At 37.2% G+C, this 19,974-nt stretch carries 5 protein-coding genes; all 5 read left to right on the top strand.

What is annotated here, in order from left to right:
- Positions 1-16: 16 nt before the first annotated feature.
- Positions 17-5,983: a type I polyketide synthase gene (locus IQ276_RS26745; protein ID WP_235116003.1), complete on the top strand. Its 5,967-nt coding sequence runs from the start codon at positions 17-19 to the stop codon at positions 5,981-5,983.
- A gap of 48 nt (positions 5,984-6,031) precedes the next feature.
- Positions 6,032-6,934: a class I SAM-dependent methyltransferase gene (locus IQ276_RS26740; protein ID WP_193913688.1), complete on the top strand. Its 903-nt coding sequence runs from the start codon at positions 6,032-6,034 to the stop codon at positions 6,932-6,934.
- A 34-nt stretch (positions 6,935-6,968) separates the two neighbouring features.
- Positions 6,969-11,600: a non-ribosomal peptide synthetase gene (locus IQ276_RS26735; RefSeq protein ID WP_235116002.1), complete on the top strand. Its 4,632-nt coding sequence runs from the start codon at positions 6,969-6,971 to the stop codon at positions 11,598-11,600.
- Between the two features lie 264 nt (positions 11,601-11,864).
- Positions 11,865-15,131, top strand: a complete 3,267-nt coding sequence (locus IQ276_RS26730; RefSeq protein WP_193919443.1) for a non-ribosomal peptide synthetase — start codon at positions 11,865-11,867, stop codon at positions 15,129-15,131.
- A gap of 14 nt (positions 15,132-15,145) precedes the next feature.
- Complete coding sequence (locus tag IQ276_RS26725; RefSeq protein WP_235116001.1) at positions 15,146-19,918, top strand: type I polyketide synthase; 4,773 nt, start codon at positions 15,146-15,148, stop codon at positions 19,916-19,918.
- The last annotated feature ends 56 nt before the right edge of the window (positions 19,919-19,974 follow it).

Genomic DNA, 19,974 nt, shown 5'->3' with positions numbered 1-19,974 from the left:
AAGGGAAAAGAAAGTAATGAGTAGGGTAGAAACGAGTGAATTAATAGAAGGGGTAGCTATTATTGGTATGGCGGGGCGTTTCCCTGGTGCGAAAAATATTGCAGAATTTTGGCATAATTTACAATTTGGTGTGGAATCTATCTCTATTTTTACGGATGAGGAGTTAGTATCTGCTGGAATTAATTCAGCGTTACTCAATGATAAAAATTATATAAAATCAGGCTCTATATTAGAAGATATTGAATTATTTGATGCGGCATTTTTTGATTTTAATCCTAAGGAAGCTGAAACGACTGACCCACAACACCGTGTGTTTCTAGAATGTGCTTGGGAGGCTCTAGAAAATGCTGGTTATGACTCCACTAGATGTGAAAGTCGGATTGGGGTTTATGCAGGGGCAAGCCAAAATAACTATTTATCCTTCAATTTATATACTGATAGTGTTGGTTCGGCAAAATGCTATCAAACTTCTATTGGCAATGAAAAAGATTTTCTCACTACTCGTGTATCTTACAAATTAAATCTTACTGGGCCGAGTTTAACGGTTCAAACAGCTTGTTCTACTTCATTAGTTGCGGTTTCCCTTGCTTGTCAAAGCTTGTTGAATTATCAATGTGATATGGCTTTGGCGGGAGGAGTCTCTATTAATGTTCCACAAAAAACTGGTTATTTACATGAACCAGGGGGAACTTTATCCCCAGATGGTCACTGCTATGCTTTTGATGCCAAGGCGCAGGGTATTACTATTGGTAATGGTGTAGGAGTTGTTGTCCTCAAGCGACTGAGTGAAGCGATCGCAGATGGTGATTGCATCCATGCTGTAATTAAAGGTGCAGCTATTAATAATGATGGTTCTGCGAAAGTCGGCTTTACAGCGCCTAGTGTAGATGGTCAAGCAGAGGCGATCGCCGAAGCAATGATGCTTGCCTCAGTTGAACCTGATACAATCAGCTACATTGAGGCTCACGGTACTGGCACACCTATAGGCGACCCCATTGAGATAGCTGCACTGACCCAAGTTTTTCGCGCCGGTACCGATAAGAAAGGTTTCTGTGCCATTGGTTCTGTGAAAACCAATATCGGTCACCTCGATGCTACCGCCGGAGTTGCAGGGTTAATCAAAACTGTTCTCGCCCTCAAACACAAGCAAATACCACCTAGCTTAAATTTTCAGCAACCCAACCCACAAATTGATTTTGCTAATAGTCCGTTTTACGTCAATACAAAACTGACTGAATGGAAACAAGGAATAACCCCTCGCCGTGCTGGTGTAAGTTCTTTGGGTATGGGTGGCACTAATGCCCATGTAATTCTTGAAGAAGCGCCTGTTTCTAAAATAAGAAACCAGGGAAGAAAGCATCAATTGTTGGTACTTTCTGCCAAAACAAACTCTGCTTTAGAGACGGCGACTAAAAATTTGGTTAATCATCTGCAACAGCACCCAGAAATTAACTTTGCAGATTTGGCTTATACGCTGCAAGTCGGTCGCAGACAGTTCAATCATCGTCGGATATTAGTGTGTGAAAATAGTCAAGATGCACTGAGCGCATTTCAAGAACAAGTTTCCCAAAGAGTTTTTACAGACTTTCAACAAAGTACCCATCCTACTATTGCCTTTATGTTTCCTGGGCAGGGCGCTCAGTACGTGAATATGGGTAAAGAACTTTACCAAAATGAGGCAATATTCCGCGAAGAAGTAGACCGTTGTTGCTCAATTTTAAAACCTCACTTGGGAATAGATTTGCGTTCATTACTTTATCCTGAGGAAAGTGAAGTTGAAGCGACGACAGAGAAATTAAAACAGACTGATATCGCTCAGCCAGCACTATTCGTAATTGAATATGCTTTGGCTCAGTTGTGGATATCCTGGGGTATTTCTCCTAGTGCAATGATTGGTCATAGTGTCGGGGAATATATAGCAGCATCTCTGGCAAATGTGATGTCTCTTGATGATGCTTTAGCTTTGGTTGCCATGCGTGGGCGATTAATGCAAGAAATGTCACCAGGAGCTATGCTTTCGGTTTCATTACCAGAGGCAGAAGTTATTAGTCTACTAAATGCAAATTTATCTTTAGCTGCCATCAATGCTCCTGGTTATTGTGTAGTTTCGGGAACTGATGCAGCTGTAGATGCACTCCAAGAAAAACTGACAGCTAAAGGTATAGAATATCGTCGTCTACATACTTCCCATGCCTTCCATTCTCACATGATGGAACCAGTGAAGGAGCGATTCATTCAGGAAGTTAAAAAAATTAAATTAAATTCTCCCCAAATTCCTTTTATATCAAATGTTACGGGAACTTGGATTACAGCAGAACAAGCTATAGATGCAAATTATTGGGCGGGGCATTTACGGCAAACAGTTAACTTTAGTGGTGGAGTTTCCCAATTATTACGAGAAAAAAATCGTATTTTGTTAGAAGTGGGGCCAGGGCGGACTTTATCTACCTTTGCTAAAAAAAGCGCTCCTGCTACTGGGGAAATAGTATTAACTTCATTACGTCATCCGCAAGAACAAAAGTCAGATGTTGCCTTTTTATTAAACACATTAGGCCGTCTTTGGTTAGCTGGAGTTGACATAAATTGGTCTGGTTTTTGTGCTAATGAATTTCCTTACCGAATTCCCTTGCCAACTTATCCTTTTGAGCGCCAACGTTATTGGATTGAACGTGAGAAAACTTCCAATGATTTGGTTGAAGGAAATCACAAAAAGCCAAATATTTCAGACTGGTTTTATGCTCCTGTGTGGAAACAAGCGATTTTATCTTCAAGTGTCAAATCAGGGGAAAGAGTAGATAAAAAATTATGTTGGTTAATTTTTGGAGATACAGATAAGTTCGCCAGACAAATCGCCCAACGCCTGGAAAGTAGCGGTCATGATGTTATTACTGTAGAGGCAAAAGAACAGTTTCATCAAATTAGCGATCGCCAATTTAATCTTAATCCCCAGCAGCCAGAAGATTATGATACTTTACTAACACAATTACAAGTATTAGGTAAAATTCCCGACAGAATTATTCATTTGTGGAGTATCACAGCAGACGAACAGACACAACCAAGAATAGAGTATTTTGAAAATTGTCAAAATCTGGGTTTTTATAGTTTATTATTTCTGGCACAGTCTCTTGAAAAACAGGATATTACTCAACCAATAAAGATTTTTGTCGTAACAAACAATATACACGACGTGACGGGTGTTGAGAGCTTAAATCCAGAACAGGCAACTGTATTAGGAATGTGTAAAGTCATTCCCCAAGAGTATGCAAATATTAGTTGTCGGAGTATAGATGTCGGTAGGATTGAAGAAAATATAGACCAACTAATGGCGGAGGTATGCCACGAATCATCGGATTTGGTGATTGCTTACCGCAGACATCATCGTTGGATACAGACTTTTGAGCCAATTCCTGGGGATGATTCTACATTCAACTTGGATTGTACTCTCAAAGAATCTGGTGTATACCTAATTACTGGTGGTTTGGGTGGTATAGGCCTTGAACTGGCTGAATATCTAGCAAAAACAGTAAAAGCAAAGCTGATTTTGGTCGGAAGATCGTTTCTTCCCCAGCGCGAGGAATGGCAGCAATGGCTAAAAACTCATGGTGAGACAGATGAGGTAAGCCGGAAGATATTGAAAATCGAGGAACTTGAAAAACTTGGTGCAGAGGTGATTGCAGAAAGCGCTGATGTTGCCAATGAAGCGCAAATGCAAGCAGTAATTATTCAAAGTGGCGATCGCTTTGGTAAAATTAACGGAGTTATCCATGCAGCAGGCATCAAATTATTTGGAACTATTCGAGAAATAAATCGCAGTGAATGTGAAAAGCAACTACAAGCAAATGGTCAGGGACTGTTTGTTTTAGAAAAAATTTTGCAAGGGATAGAGCTTGATTTTTGTATATTGATATCTTCTTTATCATCAATGTTGGGTGCTTTAGGCATGGCAGCTTACCCAGCAGCGCATTTATTTACTGATGCCTTTGTTTATAAACATAATCAGACAAACTCGACACCTTGGATAAGTGTAAATTGGGATAATTGGCTCACAAATCAATTAGCTGGAGAATTGGCTGGTAAACAAGAAACTGCGAATGACGTATTCATGACAGCTAGCGAAGGAATAGAAGTATTTAAAGGTGTCTTAACTCTGAAAAATCTAACTCAAGTAGTTGTTTCAACGACTAATTTACCAGCTAGAATCAAACGCTGGGTTGGACATGAATCATTAAAAAATACCAAATCTTTGCTGCCAGAAAATTCCCAATCGCTCCACTCTAGACCAAAGTTACACAATATATATGTTGCTCCTAGAAATGAAACAGAGCAAATCATTGCTAACATTTGGCAAGAAGCTTTGGGATTTGAACAAGTAGGTATATACGATAACTTTTTGGAGTTAGGAGGGGATTCTCTTCTCAGTATTCAAGTTACAGCTAGGGCAAATAAAGCGGGGTTACGTCTTAATAATCAACATTTATTTGAATACCCAACGATTGCAGAATTAGCAGAAGTAGCAACCAGAACTCAGAGTGTTTTGAGCGAACAAGGATTAATACAGGGAGAACTCCCTTTAACACCTATCCAACACTGGTTTTTTGAACAGAATTTAGTCGATAAACATCATTGGAACCAAGCTATTTTACTAGAAGTACAACAACCTATTGTTCCAGGCTTACTAGCTCAGGCAATACAATATTTGCTCGGACATCATGATGCCTTGCGTTTACGTTACGTCGAAAATGAATCTGGCGTCCAGCAGATTAATACCCTTCCTGATGAATTTGTGCCCTTTGTGCAAATAGATTTGTCAGCAGTACCAGATTTATTGCAAGAATCTGCTTTTGAATCAGCTGCTAATGAGTTGCAAGCATCTTTAAATCTTTTATCCGGTCCCCTTTTACAGGTTGCTCTTTTTGAATTAGGGACACAGCAACCTCAAAGATTACTATTTGTGATTCATCATTTAGCAGTTGATGTTGGCTCTTGGCGAATTTTACTTGATGATTTGCAAACAGCATACCAACAGTTAAATGAAGGCAAAGCAATTAAATTGCCAGCCAAAACAACCTCCTTCAAACAGTGGGCAGAACGTTTAATTAAATATGCTAAATCAACTGAATTGCAATGGGAAGAAGTTTATTGGTTGTCAGCTTCTCGTGAGTCGGTATCACCGTTACCCGTAGATTATCCACAAGGCGCGAACACTGTAGCATCAGCAGAGACTATATCAATAACATTAAGTGTTGCAGAAACCCAAATACTACTAGAAGAAGTGACAGTAGCCTATCGAGTTCAAATGGAGGAAATTTTACTATTTGCCTTAAGACAAGTAATTAGTAAATGGACTGGAACAGAATCGCTGTTGGTTGATTTAGAAGGAAATGGTAGGGAGGTAATTTTTGATGATATAGACGTAAGTCGGACTGTGGGTTGGTTTACTAATATTGCTCCTGTATTTTTGGATTTAGAGGAAACTTATCAGCCAGGAGAAGCATTGAAATTAGTGAAAGAGCAACTACGTAATTTTCCAAATCAAGGTCTTGGTTATGGTGTGCTGCGATATTTGAGTGATGACTTAATAATTACTGAAAAAATACGTTTGTTACAACCAGCAGAAATCATTTTTCTCTACCTTGGTAACTTAGAAGAAACCTTACCAAAATCTCCTTTGTGGAAGCTATCTCAAAAATCTTTTGGACATGTTGTTAGTTTGCAAGGAAAGCGCAGCCATCTGTTAGAAATTAATAGTTTGATTGCTGATAATAAGTTAAAAGTAGATTGGACTTATAGCACAAATATGCATCGAGCAGAGACGGTGAAACAATTGATTGAAGACTTTGTAGAAACTTTGCGATCGCTAATTAATGATTGTCAGCCTTCTTCATTAGAAAATTACACACCTTCTGACTTTGCAGAATTTAAATCCAGTCAATGGAGTCAAGCTGATATTGATAATATTCTGGCAAAAATTGATAACTCTTAAAGTTTTATTTTTACAAAAATATACTCATTATTGATAGGAGCGATCGTAGTGAAGCAAGATACATATCCCAGAACAATTTTGCAAAATTTGTACCATAAGTTAATGCTATTTATCCACCGTAAGGATTTAACTAAATTATTGCAGTTATATGACTGTAAATGGAATCCTCATTTGTTCGGTCAGCATTATCAATTTCATTTTGCACCTTTAAGAACTAAAAAATTAAAAATTTTGGAAATAGGTATAGGTGGTCTCGAAGTTGGCGTATCGGGTAGTTATGCTGATGACCCATATTCTGGTGGCGAATCTTTAAGAATGTGGAAGAACTATTTTACTAATAGTATGATTTATGGTATTGATATTGTAGATAAAACAGCTTTAGAGTCAAACAGAATTAAAATTTTTCAAGGAAGCCAAGATGATGAGGTTTTTTTGAAAAATGTTATCCAACAAACAGGCAAATTAGACATCATCATTGATGATGGTAGTCATCACAATGACCATGTAATTAAAACATTCAAAGTTCTGTTTCCAGAACTCAATGATGGTGGAATTTATATAATTGAAGATACTCATACTTCTTATATACCTAGTTACGAAAATTGGTCTAATTTTTCTGATGATACCGAGCCTCCCGAATGGTCACAGTATGGGGGAAGCTTAGATTTATACGACCAGAAAACGATGATGAACTTTTTTAAAAGACTAGTTGATTGTTTAAGTCATCAGGAATTTTTCAATCCTGGGTATTTACCTAATTATTTTGATAAAAATATCGTTGGCATCCACTTTTATCGCAATCAAATTTTTATTTATAAAGGAAATAATACAGAATCAGGTAATGTGATGGAACATAATACATTAAGAGCGGAATATTTAGAAGAAATTGGTATAGATTCAGCGGAAAAATTAGGATTTAAATTTCCTATAATTGATGATCCTACAAAATAATTGAGAAAAAATAGAGTTTATTAGTATTGATGAAATGAAAAGTATTGAAGATTTTTATCCACTTTCACCGACACAGCAGGGCATACTATTTCACAGTCTTTATGCCCCAGACTCAGCAGTTTATTGCGAAGTTTTCAGTTGTAATATCCAGGGAGAACTTAATATTTCAGCATTCAAGCAAGCTTGGGAGCAATTGCTAGAACGCCACCCAATTTTGCGAACATCTTTTGTTTGGGAAGGTTTAAAAGAACCTGCTCAGATTGTACATAAGCAAGTTAAATTGCCTTGGGACGAAGAAGATTGGTCTGGAATTGAAAGTATTACCCAACAAAAGCGTATCGAAACTTTATTAGCCGCAGAACAACAGCGAAGTTTTAATATTTCTCAAGCACCTTTGATGCACTTAACTCTAATTAAATTAATCAAAAATAACTATCAATTTGTCTGGAGCCAACATCATTTGTTACTAGATGGATGGTCTTCATCTTTGGTTATGGATGAAGTTTTTGCATTTTACAAAGCATTTAGCCAAAATCAAAATTTATCTTTAAAAAAACCTCGTCCTTACCGAGATTATATAGCTTGGCTGCAACAGCAGGATATATCCAAGAGTGAGACTTTCTGGCGAAAATATTTGCAAGAATTTACAGGAACTACTCCTTTGATCGTAGACCATCCTTCTAGTAATTTATCTGATGAAAATAAACAATATAAACAACAAAAAATTAAACTATCAATCGCCGAAACATTAGCATTGCAGTCTTTTGCACGACAGCAACAGCTAACTTTAAATACTTTAATACAAGGTACATGGGCTATCCTTTTAAACCGTTACAATGGAGAGAATGATGTTGTTTTTGGAACTGTTGTTTCTGGTCGGGGTAGTTTAGCCGGAACCGAATCAATGGTGGGGGTGTTAATCACCACTCTGCCAGTGCGAGTGTGTATAAATCCAGAAGAATCTGTTGTCTCTTGGTTAAAACAACTCCAAGTACAGCAAAATGAAACACGACAGTATGAGCAATGTCCATTAATCAAAATTCAAAAGTGCAGTGATATACCCGCTGGGCAACCTTTGTTTGAAAGTATAGTTAATTTTCAGAATTACCCAACAGATTTTTCTAAATTACAGGAAGTCAGTAACTTAAAAATATCTAATATTCGTAGTTTTATGCATCCTCATTATCCCCTCACTGTGTCAGTGAAGGTGGATTCGGAATTATTATTAGAAATTTTCTATGAAAGCTCTAGGTTTGAGTCAACTACAATTAAGCGGATGTTGGGGCACTTTTGTACATTATTATTGGGTATGACAGCCAACCAACAACAGCGTGTTAAAGATTTGCCATTGCTGACTGCACAAGAACATCACAAATTATTGATAGATTGGAATAATACCCAAATTGACTATCCTCAAAAGTGCATTCATCAGTTATTTGAAGCGCAAGTAAAAAAAACACCTGACGCAGTAGCAGTAATATTTGAAAATCAACAATTAACATATTCTGAACTGAACACAAAAGCAAATAAACTTGCACATTATTTGCAAGAATTGGGAGTAAAAGCAGAAGTTTTAGTGGGAATTTGTGTAGAGCGTTCGTCGAAGACGTTGCCGAAGGCATCGCTGAATATGCTCATTGGATTATTAGCGATACTCAAAGCGGGTGGAGCATACATTCCACTAGATCCTAGTTATCCTAAAGAGCGATTAAGATTTATTTTAGAAGATGCCCAAGTGCCAGTATTGTTAACTCAAACATTCTTGTTAGAAGCAATACCGCAAAACAAAGCTAAAGTTGTTTGTTTTGATGCAGATTGGCAGAAAATTGCACAACAAAGTCAGGAAAATTTATTTTCTGAACTAACTACTGATAGCCTAGCTTATGTCATCTATACCTCTGGTTCTACAGGCAAACCGAAAGGCGTACAAATTCCTCACAGCGCTTTAAGTAACTTTTTGTACTCCATGCAGGAAAGGCCAGGATTAACCCAACACGATACCTTACTAGCAGTTACGACTTATTCCTTTGATATTGCTGCCTTAGAACTTTTTCTGCCAATTATAGTTGGTGGTCGTTTGGTAATTGCTAGTCGGGAAATAGCGTCAGACGGAATCCAACTATCAGCAAAATTGACAGACTCAAAAGCAACAGTCATGCAAGCCACACCAGCGACTTGGCAATTACTTTTAACAGCAGGCTGGAGTGGGAATCATCAATTAAAAATTCTCTGTGGTGGAGAAGCTTTACCTGGACACTTAGCCAATCAATTATTGCATCGGTGTGCCTCGCTGTGGAATATGTACGGCCCTACAGAAACCACTATTTGGTCAGCAGCATCTCAGATAGAAACTGACAGCAAAATTGTACCAATTAATCAGGCGATCGCTAATACGCAACTTTACATCCTAAATCAATACAACCAGTTAGTTCCTGTGGGTGTAGCAGGAGAATTACACATCGGTGGCGATGGACTTGCACGAGGCTATTTGAACCGTCCTGACTTGACAGCAGAGAAATTTATACCAAATCCATTTAGTGAAAAAGCTACGCGTTTATATAAAACAGGAGATTTAGCCCGCTATCTATCAAATGGAGAAATAGAGTACATTGGTCGAATTGACCACCAAGTAAAAGTCCGTGGTTTTCGTATTGAACTAGGAGAAATTGAAGCACTGCTCGCCCAAAATTCCACAGTTCGAGAAGCTGTAGTTGTAGTACGCAAAGATTCAGTAGACTCTCAACGAATAGTTGCTTATTTAGTCCCTGAAAACGAACAAACATTAACAATTCCTGAACTGCGTAGCTTTTTGGAGTCAAAATTGCCAAGCTACATGATACCAACAAATTTTGTAATTTTAGAGGCACTCCCACTAACACCTAATGGTAAGGTTGACCGTAAGGCGCTGCCTGCACTTAATATAGTAATAACAGAATTTGAAGAAAGCTTTGTTGCACCTCAAACCTCCATTGAAAAACAATTAGCGACGATTTGGATGGAAGTACTTGGCTTAGAAAAGATAGGAATAAACGACAATTTTTTTGAATTGGGCGGACACTCACTTTTAGCAACCCAAGTTATATCCCGTATTAATAAAAATCTTGATATCGAGTTACCAATACGCAAAATTTTTGAACTGTCAACAATAGCAAAGTTCGCCAAAATTATAGAAGAAAAACAGATCATCTTTAAGTCACTGCTGCCAATTGAACGAGTTTCACGAGAGATAGAATTACCACTATCTTTTGCACAGCAGAGATTGTGGTTTCTACATCAGTTAGATCCAAAATCATATATTTACAATGGTTCTAGCGCAGTACTGTTAGAAGGTTCGCTCAACGTCAAAGCCTTGGAGCAAAGTATTAATGAAATAGGGCGAAGACATGAAATTTTACGAACATGTTTACACATTGTAAATGGGCAACCAATTCAAATCATTGCTCCTGCTTTACAGATACCCTTAGCAATAGTAGATTTACAACATTTACCTGACAATGAACGTGAAGCACAGGTAGAAGCCTTAAGGTTAGCAAATTACCAGCAACCATTTGATTTAAGACAAGCTCCATTGCTACGGTTAACTCTTTTACGATTGAAAACTAGGGAATATATTTTGTTAGTAACTATGCATCATATTATCTTTGATGCTTGGTCAGAAGGAGTGTTTATCCGAGAATTATCAGTACTTTATGAAGCTTTCTCTAGTGATAAACCTTCACCGCTTCCAGAGATAAATATCCAGTATGCAGACTTTGCTGCTTGGCAAAGAAAGTGCTTGCAGGGTGAGGTACTTAATACCTTACTTACATATTGGGAAAAACAATTAGGAGATAATTTACCCGTTTTACAATTACCTACGATTCCTCAAGTTTCCAAAGGGAAAACATCTCAAGAAGGAAGGCAAGCTTTGATGTTTTCTCAGACATTATCCCAAGGGATTAAGAAGCTAGGTGATAGCCAGGAAACGACATTATTTATGACGTTACTTGGAGCATTTAAGGTTTTATTATCTTGGTATACAGGTGACAAAGATATTGTTATTGGTACTGATATAGCTAACCGGAATCGTATAGAAATAGAGAATTTAATTGGATTTTTTGTTAATCAATTGGTGTTGCGTAGTAACTTATCTGGTAACCCTACTTTTAGCGAATTTTTGCAACACATACGTAAAGTTTGCCTAGAAGCCTATGCTCACCAAGATTTACCATTTGAAAAACTAGTTACCGCTCTTAATCCGAAAAGAGACTTAAGCCAAACTCCTCTATTTCAAGTCAAGTTTATCCTGCAAAATGCTCCTACACATCCTTTAGCACTTTCAGATTTAACTTTGACTCGTTTAGATGATTTAGAAAATATAGTACCAAGATTTGATCTTCTTCTAGAACTAACGGATACACAGCAAGGAATAGTTGGGTTATTCAAATATAATCAAGACTTATTTGATGCTAGTAACATAGACCAGTTACTCAATAGTTTTGAAATAATTTTGTCTCAAATTGTTGTCCAACCTGACATCAAATTGAGTGAGATAGAAGCAATTCTCACCAAAACAGACAAAGAATATAAGTTAAAGAAAGAAGCAAAGCGAAAACAGGAACATCAACAAAAGTTAAGCCTAATTAAGCGAAAAGTAATTGAAACAATAACTCAAGTTGAGGATTAAAATGAAACAGATAAAAATAAATAATTCCAATTTAAAGGATAAGTTAGATAAAGTTGGCAGAAAATCTATCAATTTACAACCTGAATTAATCAAAATAGATAAATAATGAAAATGGTGAACATCCCCGCGAAACTTTAAGTGGTAAAGTTTATACTCCCGTTTTTTACCCTGCGTTTTAGTAAAACTTGAGATTTTGTATGGGCATTGAAATAGAATGTCTGACAAATTGCGACTAAAATTTTTAATTAGGATTGAATAATCAAAATGCAACAAAAAATTCAGGGTTTTCCACTATCTCCTCAACAAAAGCACCTTTGGTTAGTACAGCAAGGTAGTAATTTATATCGGAATCAATGTGCTGTTCTAATTGAAGGAGATTTACAGGTAGAGATATTGAAAGAAGCGTTAGAGAAAGTTATTGCTAGAAACGAGATTCTTCGCACAAATATTCATCGTCCGCGTGGTTTAAAAATACCTATTCAAGTAATAGATACTAATAGCAAGATATTTCTCAATGAGTATGATTTAGGAAATCACTATTCTCAAGATGAAGAAATAGAAGCCCTTTTCGATAAAATCAGGGACCACTCTGTCAAATTAGAGAAAGGGCAACTCTTAAAGATAGATTTGGTCAAATGTTCCGCAAAAAAATATGTTTTATTTATCAATTTACCATCTATTTGTACCGACTATAAAACATTCAAAAATATAGTTTATCAAATTAGTCAGTATTACACTGCCTGCTTGCAGAATACCGAAATAGACGAAGAAACACTACAATACGCTGATGTCGCTACATGGCAAAATGAATTACTTGAAGCAGAAGAAACTACAACAAGAACAAATTTCTGGCAGCAAGTAGATTTTTCGGCTCTAGATAACTTAAAGCTTGCTTTTGAGAATTGCTTTTCTCAAGAATCAGAATTTGATCCTCAAGTTATTAAGTTAGTCATTCACAGCGATTTACTGACTAAAATTGAAGAAATTATCCAAAAATATCAAATATCGATAAATATATTTTTCCTTACTTGTTGGCAAATTCTACTTTGGCGTCTTAGTGGGCAATCAAATTTAATTGTAGGTGTAGGCTGTGATGGTCGCAATTATGAAGAATTAAAAGCAGCACTAGGTTTATTTGGCAAATATTTACCGCTTGTTTATCATCTGCAAGAAAATTATACATTTAGTGATACCTTAATACAGGTTAAAAAGTTAACAGATGAAATGCTTGAATGGCAAGATAGTTTTAGTTGGAACGCATTTGGTAAAACAGATACAGATGATATAGAACAGGCATTTTTACCATTTTGTTATGATTTTGAGGAAACAATTGCTAATTATTATGCTCCTCAAGTATCATTTTCCATTCATCAGCATTACGTCTGCGTTGACCGATTTAAACTAAAGCTTTCTTGTGTCCGTACACAAAATGATTTAGTCAAAGTAGAATTTCACTATGATGCCAAACTTTTCCATAAAGAAGATATTGAAAATTTGGCGAGTCAGTGGCAAACTTTGTTAAGCAGCATTATTAATAATCCTTCTTTAGCGATATCACGATTAGACATTCTCAGTGAACAAGAACGAGAAAAACTGTTACTTACATTCAATAATACTAAGACAGCAGAGCTAGAATATAAGTGTATTCACCATTGGTTTGAGGAGCAGTGCGATCGCACACCAGACAACATTGCTGTTATTTATAATAATCAGCAACTAAGCTACCAAGAATTAAACACTCGTGCTAATCAACTAGCTCATTACCTACAACAATTAGGTGTCAAGCCAGATGTGATGGTGGGAATTTGTGTAGAGCGATCGCTGTCTATGATTATCGCATTATTAGCCATCCTCAAAGCTGGTGGTGCATACGTACCGATAGATCCAGCCTATCCAGCAGAACGTATAGGCTTGATATTGCAGTCATCTCAAGTGTCTGTGTTACTAACACAGCAGCACCTGATAGAAAATTTACCAAAACATCAGACTCAAGTTGTTTGTCTAGAGACAGATAGGCAAACCATAGCTCAACAAAGCCAAACAAACCCAATTAGTAACTGCACAGCTGATAATTTAGCCTACATCATCTATACATCTGGCTCAACAGGTCAACCCAAAGGAGTCTTAATTAATCACGCTAATGTAGTCCGTCTGTTAGCTGCAACTGATTCCTGGTATAACTTTAATCAACAGGATGTTTGGACACTATTCCATTCAATAGCCTTTGATTTTTCTGTTTGGGAAATCTGGGGAGCCTTGCTATATGGCGGAAAGTTGATAGTAGTACCATACTTGTTGAGTCGTTCACCTCAAGACTTTTATCAATTGTTATTAACCCAGCAAGTCACAATACTGAACCAGACACCTTCGGCTTTTCGCCAACTGATACAGGTAGAGGAATCTCTAGGAAATAATAACGACTTAAAGCTGCGAGCAGTTATTTTCGGTGGGGAAGCTTTGCAAATTGAGAGTTTAAGACCTTGGTTTGAACGTCATGGCGACCAGTTTCCACAATTAGTAAATATGTACGGCATTACAGAAACAACCGTGCATGTGACTTATCGTCCGCTAACAATGGCAGACTTAGAACTAGCATCAGCAAGTGTAATTGGTCGTCCAATTCCTGACTTGCAAGTTTACTTACTAGATAGCTATCAGCAGCCAGTACCGATCGGAATACCCGGTGAATTGCACGTTGGCGGAGTTGGATTAGCCAGAGGTTATTTAAATCAACCTGAATTAACAGCGCAGAGGTTTATCCCCAATCCCTTCAGTGACAAAGAAGGCGATCGCCTTTACAAGACAGGTGATTTAGTTCGCTTTTTACCGAATGGAGATATGGAGTATATCGGTCGCATCGATAACCAAATTAAAATACGTGGTTTCCGTGTTGAGTTGGGAGAAATTGAAGCGACTATTATTCAACATCCATCGGTATCTGCAAGTGTAGTTATGCTTCGGGAGAATAAACCAGGAAATCAAAGTTTAATAGCCTATATAATTCTCCACCCAGACAAAACATTAACAATTCCTGAACTGCGTCGCTTCTTACAAAATAAATTGCTTGACCACATGGTACCAACAGCGTTTATGATATTAAAAGCCTTTCCATTAACATCTAATGGTAAAATAGATCATCGAGCATTACCAATGCCAGATGCTCTGCGCCCAGAATTAGAAGTTGCTTATGTGGTACCACAAACTGAGGTAGAAAAAACAATAGCCTCTGTTTGGCAGAAAGCTTTGAATATTGAAAAAATAGGCATTCACGACAATTTCTTTGAAATTGGTGGTCATTCATTACTTTTAGTTACGGTTCACAGCCAATTGCAGGAAATATTAAATGCAGAACTATCAACCCTTGATTTGTTTAGATATCCTACCATCAATTCTTTAGCAGAGTATTTAAGTTCGTCTGCAAATCAAACAGCATTTTTACAGGAAACTGATATCCAAATAGAGAAAATTTCAGATGGTAAAGCGCAACAAAGAAAACGTTTGCAAAAAATAAAATCAGTTGAAAATAATTAGGGAATTTATAAATCATGAATATTCCAAGTGAAACATATTCTACTAACGGTTCAGAAATCGCAATTATCGGATTAACTGGAAGATTTCCTGGAGCGAAAAATCTTGATGAATTTTGGCATAATCTGCAAAATGGCGTAGAATCAATTTCTTTTTTCAGTGACGAAGAACTGTTAGCATCAGGAGTAGAACCAGCACTTCTCAGTAATCCGAATTATGTGAAAGCCAATGCTGTTCTAGAAGATGCAGAACTTTTTGATGCTACCTTTTTTGGTTTTAATCCTAGAGATGCAGAAATAACTGATCCCCAACACCGGATTTTTTTAGAGTGTGCTTGGGAAGCATTAGAAAACGCAGGGTATAATTCTGAAACCTATAATGGTTCTATAGGTGTTTTTGCTAGTTCTAACTTAAGCGGCTATTTACTAAACATTTATTTTAATCAAAATATTAGAAACTCAATAGACGAACATCAACTAACAATTGCTGCCGATAAAGATTATCTAGCAACACGTACTTCTTACAAACTTAATTTAACAGGGCCTAGTTATGCAGTTCAAACAGCTTGCTCAAGCTCATTAGTAGCCGTACATTTAGCTTGCCAAAGTTTGCTAAATGGCGAATGTGATATTGCTTTGGTTGGCGGTGTTTCTATCGGCGCGTCAAGAAAAGCTGGCTATTTATATAAAGAAGGAGGTATTAAATCTCCGGACGGACATTGCCGTGCTTTTGACGCTAAAGCACAGGGAACTGTGAGTGGGGAAGGTGTAGGAATAGTTGTTCTAAAAAGATTACAAGATACCTTAAATGATGGAGATTTTATTCATGCTGTGATTAAAGGTTCTGCTATTAATAATGACGGTTCAAATAAAGTTAGTTACACAGCACCTCGCATAGAAGGTCAAGCTAAAGTTATCAAAACTGCTCAAATTATTGCAGAAGTAGAACCAGAAACAATCACTTATATTGAAGCTCACGGAACAGGAACTTCCTTAGGAGATCCGATTGAAGTTGCTGCGCTAACTCAAGCATTCCAAACTAGTACAAAAAATAAAAATTTCTGTGGAATTGGTTCTTTAAAAACAAATATTGGTCACTTAGATGCAGCTGCTGGTGTTGCAGGTTTAATTAAAACAGTTTTAGCTCTTAAACATAAACAAATTCCTCCCAGCTTGCATTTTGAGGAACCAAATCCTCAAATTAATTTTGCCAATAGTCCTTTTTATGTCAACAATAAACTTTCTGAATGGAAAGCAGACAAACATCCTAGACGTGCAGGAGTTAGCTCTTTTGGGATTGGTGGTACTAATGCCCATGTAATATTAGAAGAAGCTCCAGTTTTTATAATCAAAGAAAGTGTTTTTCGCCCCTGGCATCTGTTGGCTATCTCTGCCAAAACTCCAACAGCTTTGGAATCTGCTACAACTAATCTTGCTAATTATTTAGCACAGCATCTTGAGATTAATCTTGCTGATGTAGCTTATACCTTGCAAGTTGGTCGCCGAAATTTTAACCATCGCCGAGTATTATTATGTCGGGATATTTCAGATGCTATAAAAATATTAACAACACCAAATAATCACAGAGTTTTGAATAATTGTTCAGAAACCCGTAATCATCCCATTGTATTTATGTTTCCTGGACAGGGAGCGCAGTATGTAAATATGGGACGGGAATTATATGAAACAGAATTAATGTTTCGGCAAGAAATTGATAAGTGTTGTGAATTCCTGAAACCACATTTAAAGTTAAACCTTAAGGATATACTTTATCCCCCAAAATTAGAAACTACAGAGGAACAACTCCAACAAACTTCCTTAACCCAACCTGCATTATTTGTAATTGAATATGCCCTTGCTAAACTTTGGATGTTGTGGGGTGTGCATCCGCAAGCCATGATTGGCCACAGCATTGGCGAGTATGTAGCGGCTTGTATTTCGGGTGTTTTTTCTTTAGAAGAGGCACTAACTTTAGTTGCGATTCGCGGACAATTAATGCAAAAACTCGAATCTGGGTCGATGCTTTCTGTTTCTATTTCTGCTGAAGAAATACAACCAATGTTGGGATCAGAACTTTCTTTAGCAGCTAGCAATGCACCGTTTCTTTGTGTGGTTTCAGGTGCTACAAAAGCGATAGAAACATTACAAAATCATTTGAATGAGCAAGGTATAGATTGTCGCCGTCTGCATACATCTCATGCTTTTCATTCCCAAATGATGGAGCCGATTTTAGAGCCATTTGTGCAACATGTTAGAAAAGTTAACCTGAAATCCCCTCAAATTGCTTTTGTATCTAATATTACCGGAACTTGGATTACAGCACAGCAGGCAACTGACCCTGAATACTGGGCTAAACATTTACGGCAACCAGTATTGTTTAAGGAAGGAATCGCTGAACTCCTGCAACAACCAGAGCAAATATTTTTAGAAGTTGGTCCAGGACGCACATTAACTACCCTAGCTAAACGACAGTTAGCTTCACAAACTGTGGTACTAACTTCGCTGCGACATCCCCAAGAGCAAGTTTCTGATGTGGCATTTTTACTCAATACTCTCTCTCGGCTTTGGTTAACAGGATTGCCAATAAATTGGACAGGCTTTTATGTTCACGAACAACGCAGACATATTCCTTTGCCTACTTATCCTTTTGAGCGTCAACGTTATTGGATTGAGGCTGATTCTGAAGCTGCATTATCAACAATATCGCCAAAATCATTAGATAAAAAAACAAATATTGCCGATTGGTTTTATATGCCAATCTGGAAACAATCTCCACCAATTGGATTCTTTCAAGCATCTGAAATAAATACCTGCTGGTTAATTTTTATCGATGATTATGGAATTGGAAGTGCAGTTGCTAAAGGACTGGAACAGCAAAGCCAAAATATTATCATAGTTAGGATTGCAGATGAATTTATTCAGATAGATAAATATACATATACTATTAACCCTCAGCAAAAAAATGACTACGATGCTTTGTTGAAACTACTCAAAAAACAGAGTTTAATTCCAAATGCGATCGCTCACTTTTGGAGCATTACACCAAATGATACTTTACCCACTTTTGAAAATTGCCAGAATCTCGGCTTTTGGAGTTTGTTGTATTTGACCCAAGCATTAGGAAAGCACAATATCAGCGATTCTCTGAAGTTAAGGGTTGTAACTAATAATGTATATAATGTCATCGGTGATGAAAAATTATGCCCAGAAAAGGCAACGATATTGGGGGCTTGTAAGGTAATTCCAAAGGAATATCCAAACATTAATTCCTGTCTGATTGATGTTGTAATTCCTGCTGCTAAAATCTCATTAACACCAAAGTTTGTAGACTATCTAATTACCGAACTAACAACCCAACAACCCGAAAATTTAGTTGCTTATCGTGGATCTCATCGCTGGATTGAAACTTTTGAAAATGTCTGTTTAGATGAAAATATCCCACGTAAAACTAAGTTAAAAAAAGCAGGAGTTTACTTAATTACTGGTGGACTTGGCGGTATAGGTTTGGTACTGGCGGAATATTTAGCGAAGACAGTACAAGCTAAGTTAATTTTAATTGGTAGGAAGGGATTACCAGAGCGATCGCAGTGGCAACAATGGCTAGAAACTCATGATAATCAAGATAGTGTTAGCCGCAAGATCCAAAAAATGCTGGCACTTGAAAAATTGGGATCAGAGATTGAGGTTAAAACTGCTGATGTCGCCAGCTACGAAGAAATGCAGGTAGCCATTACTGAAGCTTTAGAAAAATTTGGTCAAATTAATGGTGTCATCCATGCAGCGGGTATTGCTGGCGGTGGAATGATTCAACTCAAAACAGAGGATATAGCAAACAGTGTCTTAGCACCAAAAGTCAAGGGCACATTAGTATTAGAGCAGATTTTAAACTTAAAAAATATTACTTTAGATTTCTTGGTGCTTTGCTCATCCCAAAGTTCTATCTTGAGTGAATTTGGACAAGTAGATTATTGTGCCGCTAATGCATTTCTGGACGTTTATGCAAATTATCGTACTTCCCAATCTGACGAATTTACAGTAGCAATCAACTGGGATACTTGGCAAGAAGTAGGGATGGCAGTAGAGACAATACTACCAGAACAATTAAAACTGCAACGTCAAGAAGAAATCAAAAAAGGAATACTACCTCAAGAAGGTGCTGAAGCTTTTAATCGCATTTTATTAAGTAGTTTACCTCGTGTTATTGTTTCAACTAAAGACTTTAAAAAAGTAATTGAACAAAACAATTCTTTCAGTTATCTAGACCAAGATTTAGAGCTTTTATCAGACACATCAAAAACAAATCTTGCCCAACTCAGCCATCCACGTCCAAATTTGGCAAATGCTTATGTTGCTCCTCGTAAAGAAGTTGAGCAAACCTTAGCTAATATTTGGCAACAATTTCTAGGAATTGAAAAGGTCGGTATTTATGACAACTTTTTTGAGTTGGCAGGAGATTCGATTATTACAATTCAAATTGTTGCCAAGGCTAATCAATTAGGTTTAAAGCTAACTTCTCAACAAATGTTTTTGCACCAGACTATTGCTGAATTAGCAACAGCAGCGGGTTTAATTGAAAATAACCAAATCAAAAATCATACCAGAACTGGAGAAATCGAGCTTACACCCATCCAGCATCGATTAGTTGCTGAAAATCAGTCGTATGAACATTCATTTAACCAGTCTTTACTCCTCGAAATACAACAAAGATGCAATCCTGAAATATTAGAGCAGGCTGTAAGGGACTTCCAGAAAATAAACTATTCCATTAGCAATAATGATAATCATTTTTAAGGGGGATGAAGGGGCTGCCGACGGCAGCCCCTTCATCCCCCTTTTGTAGTAATTTG

This window comes from Desmonostoc muscorum LEGE 12446 (assembly GCF_015207005.2).
GTDB classification, from domain to species: domain Bacteria; phylum Cyanobacteriota; class Cyanobacteriia; order Cyanobacteriales; family Nostocaceae; genus Nostoc; species Nostoc muscorum.
Note: the sequence above shows the minus strand (reverse complement) of the source record. Positions and strands in the feature narration are given on the sequence as shown.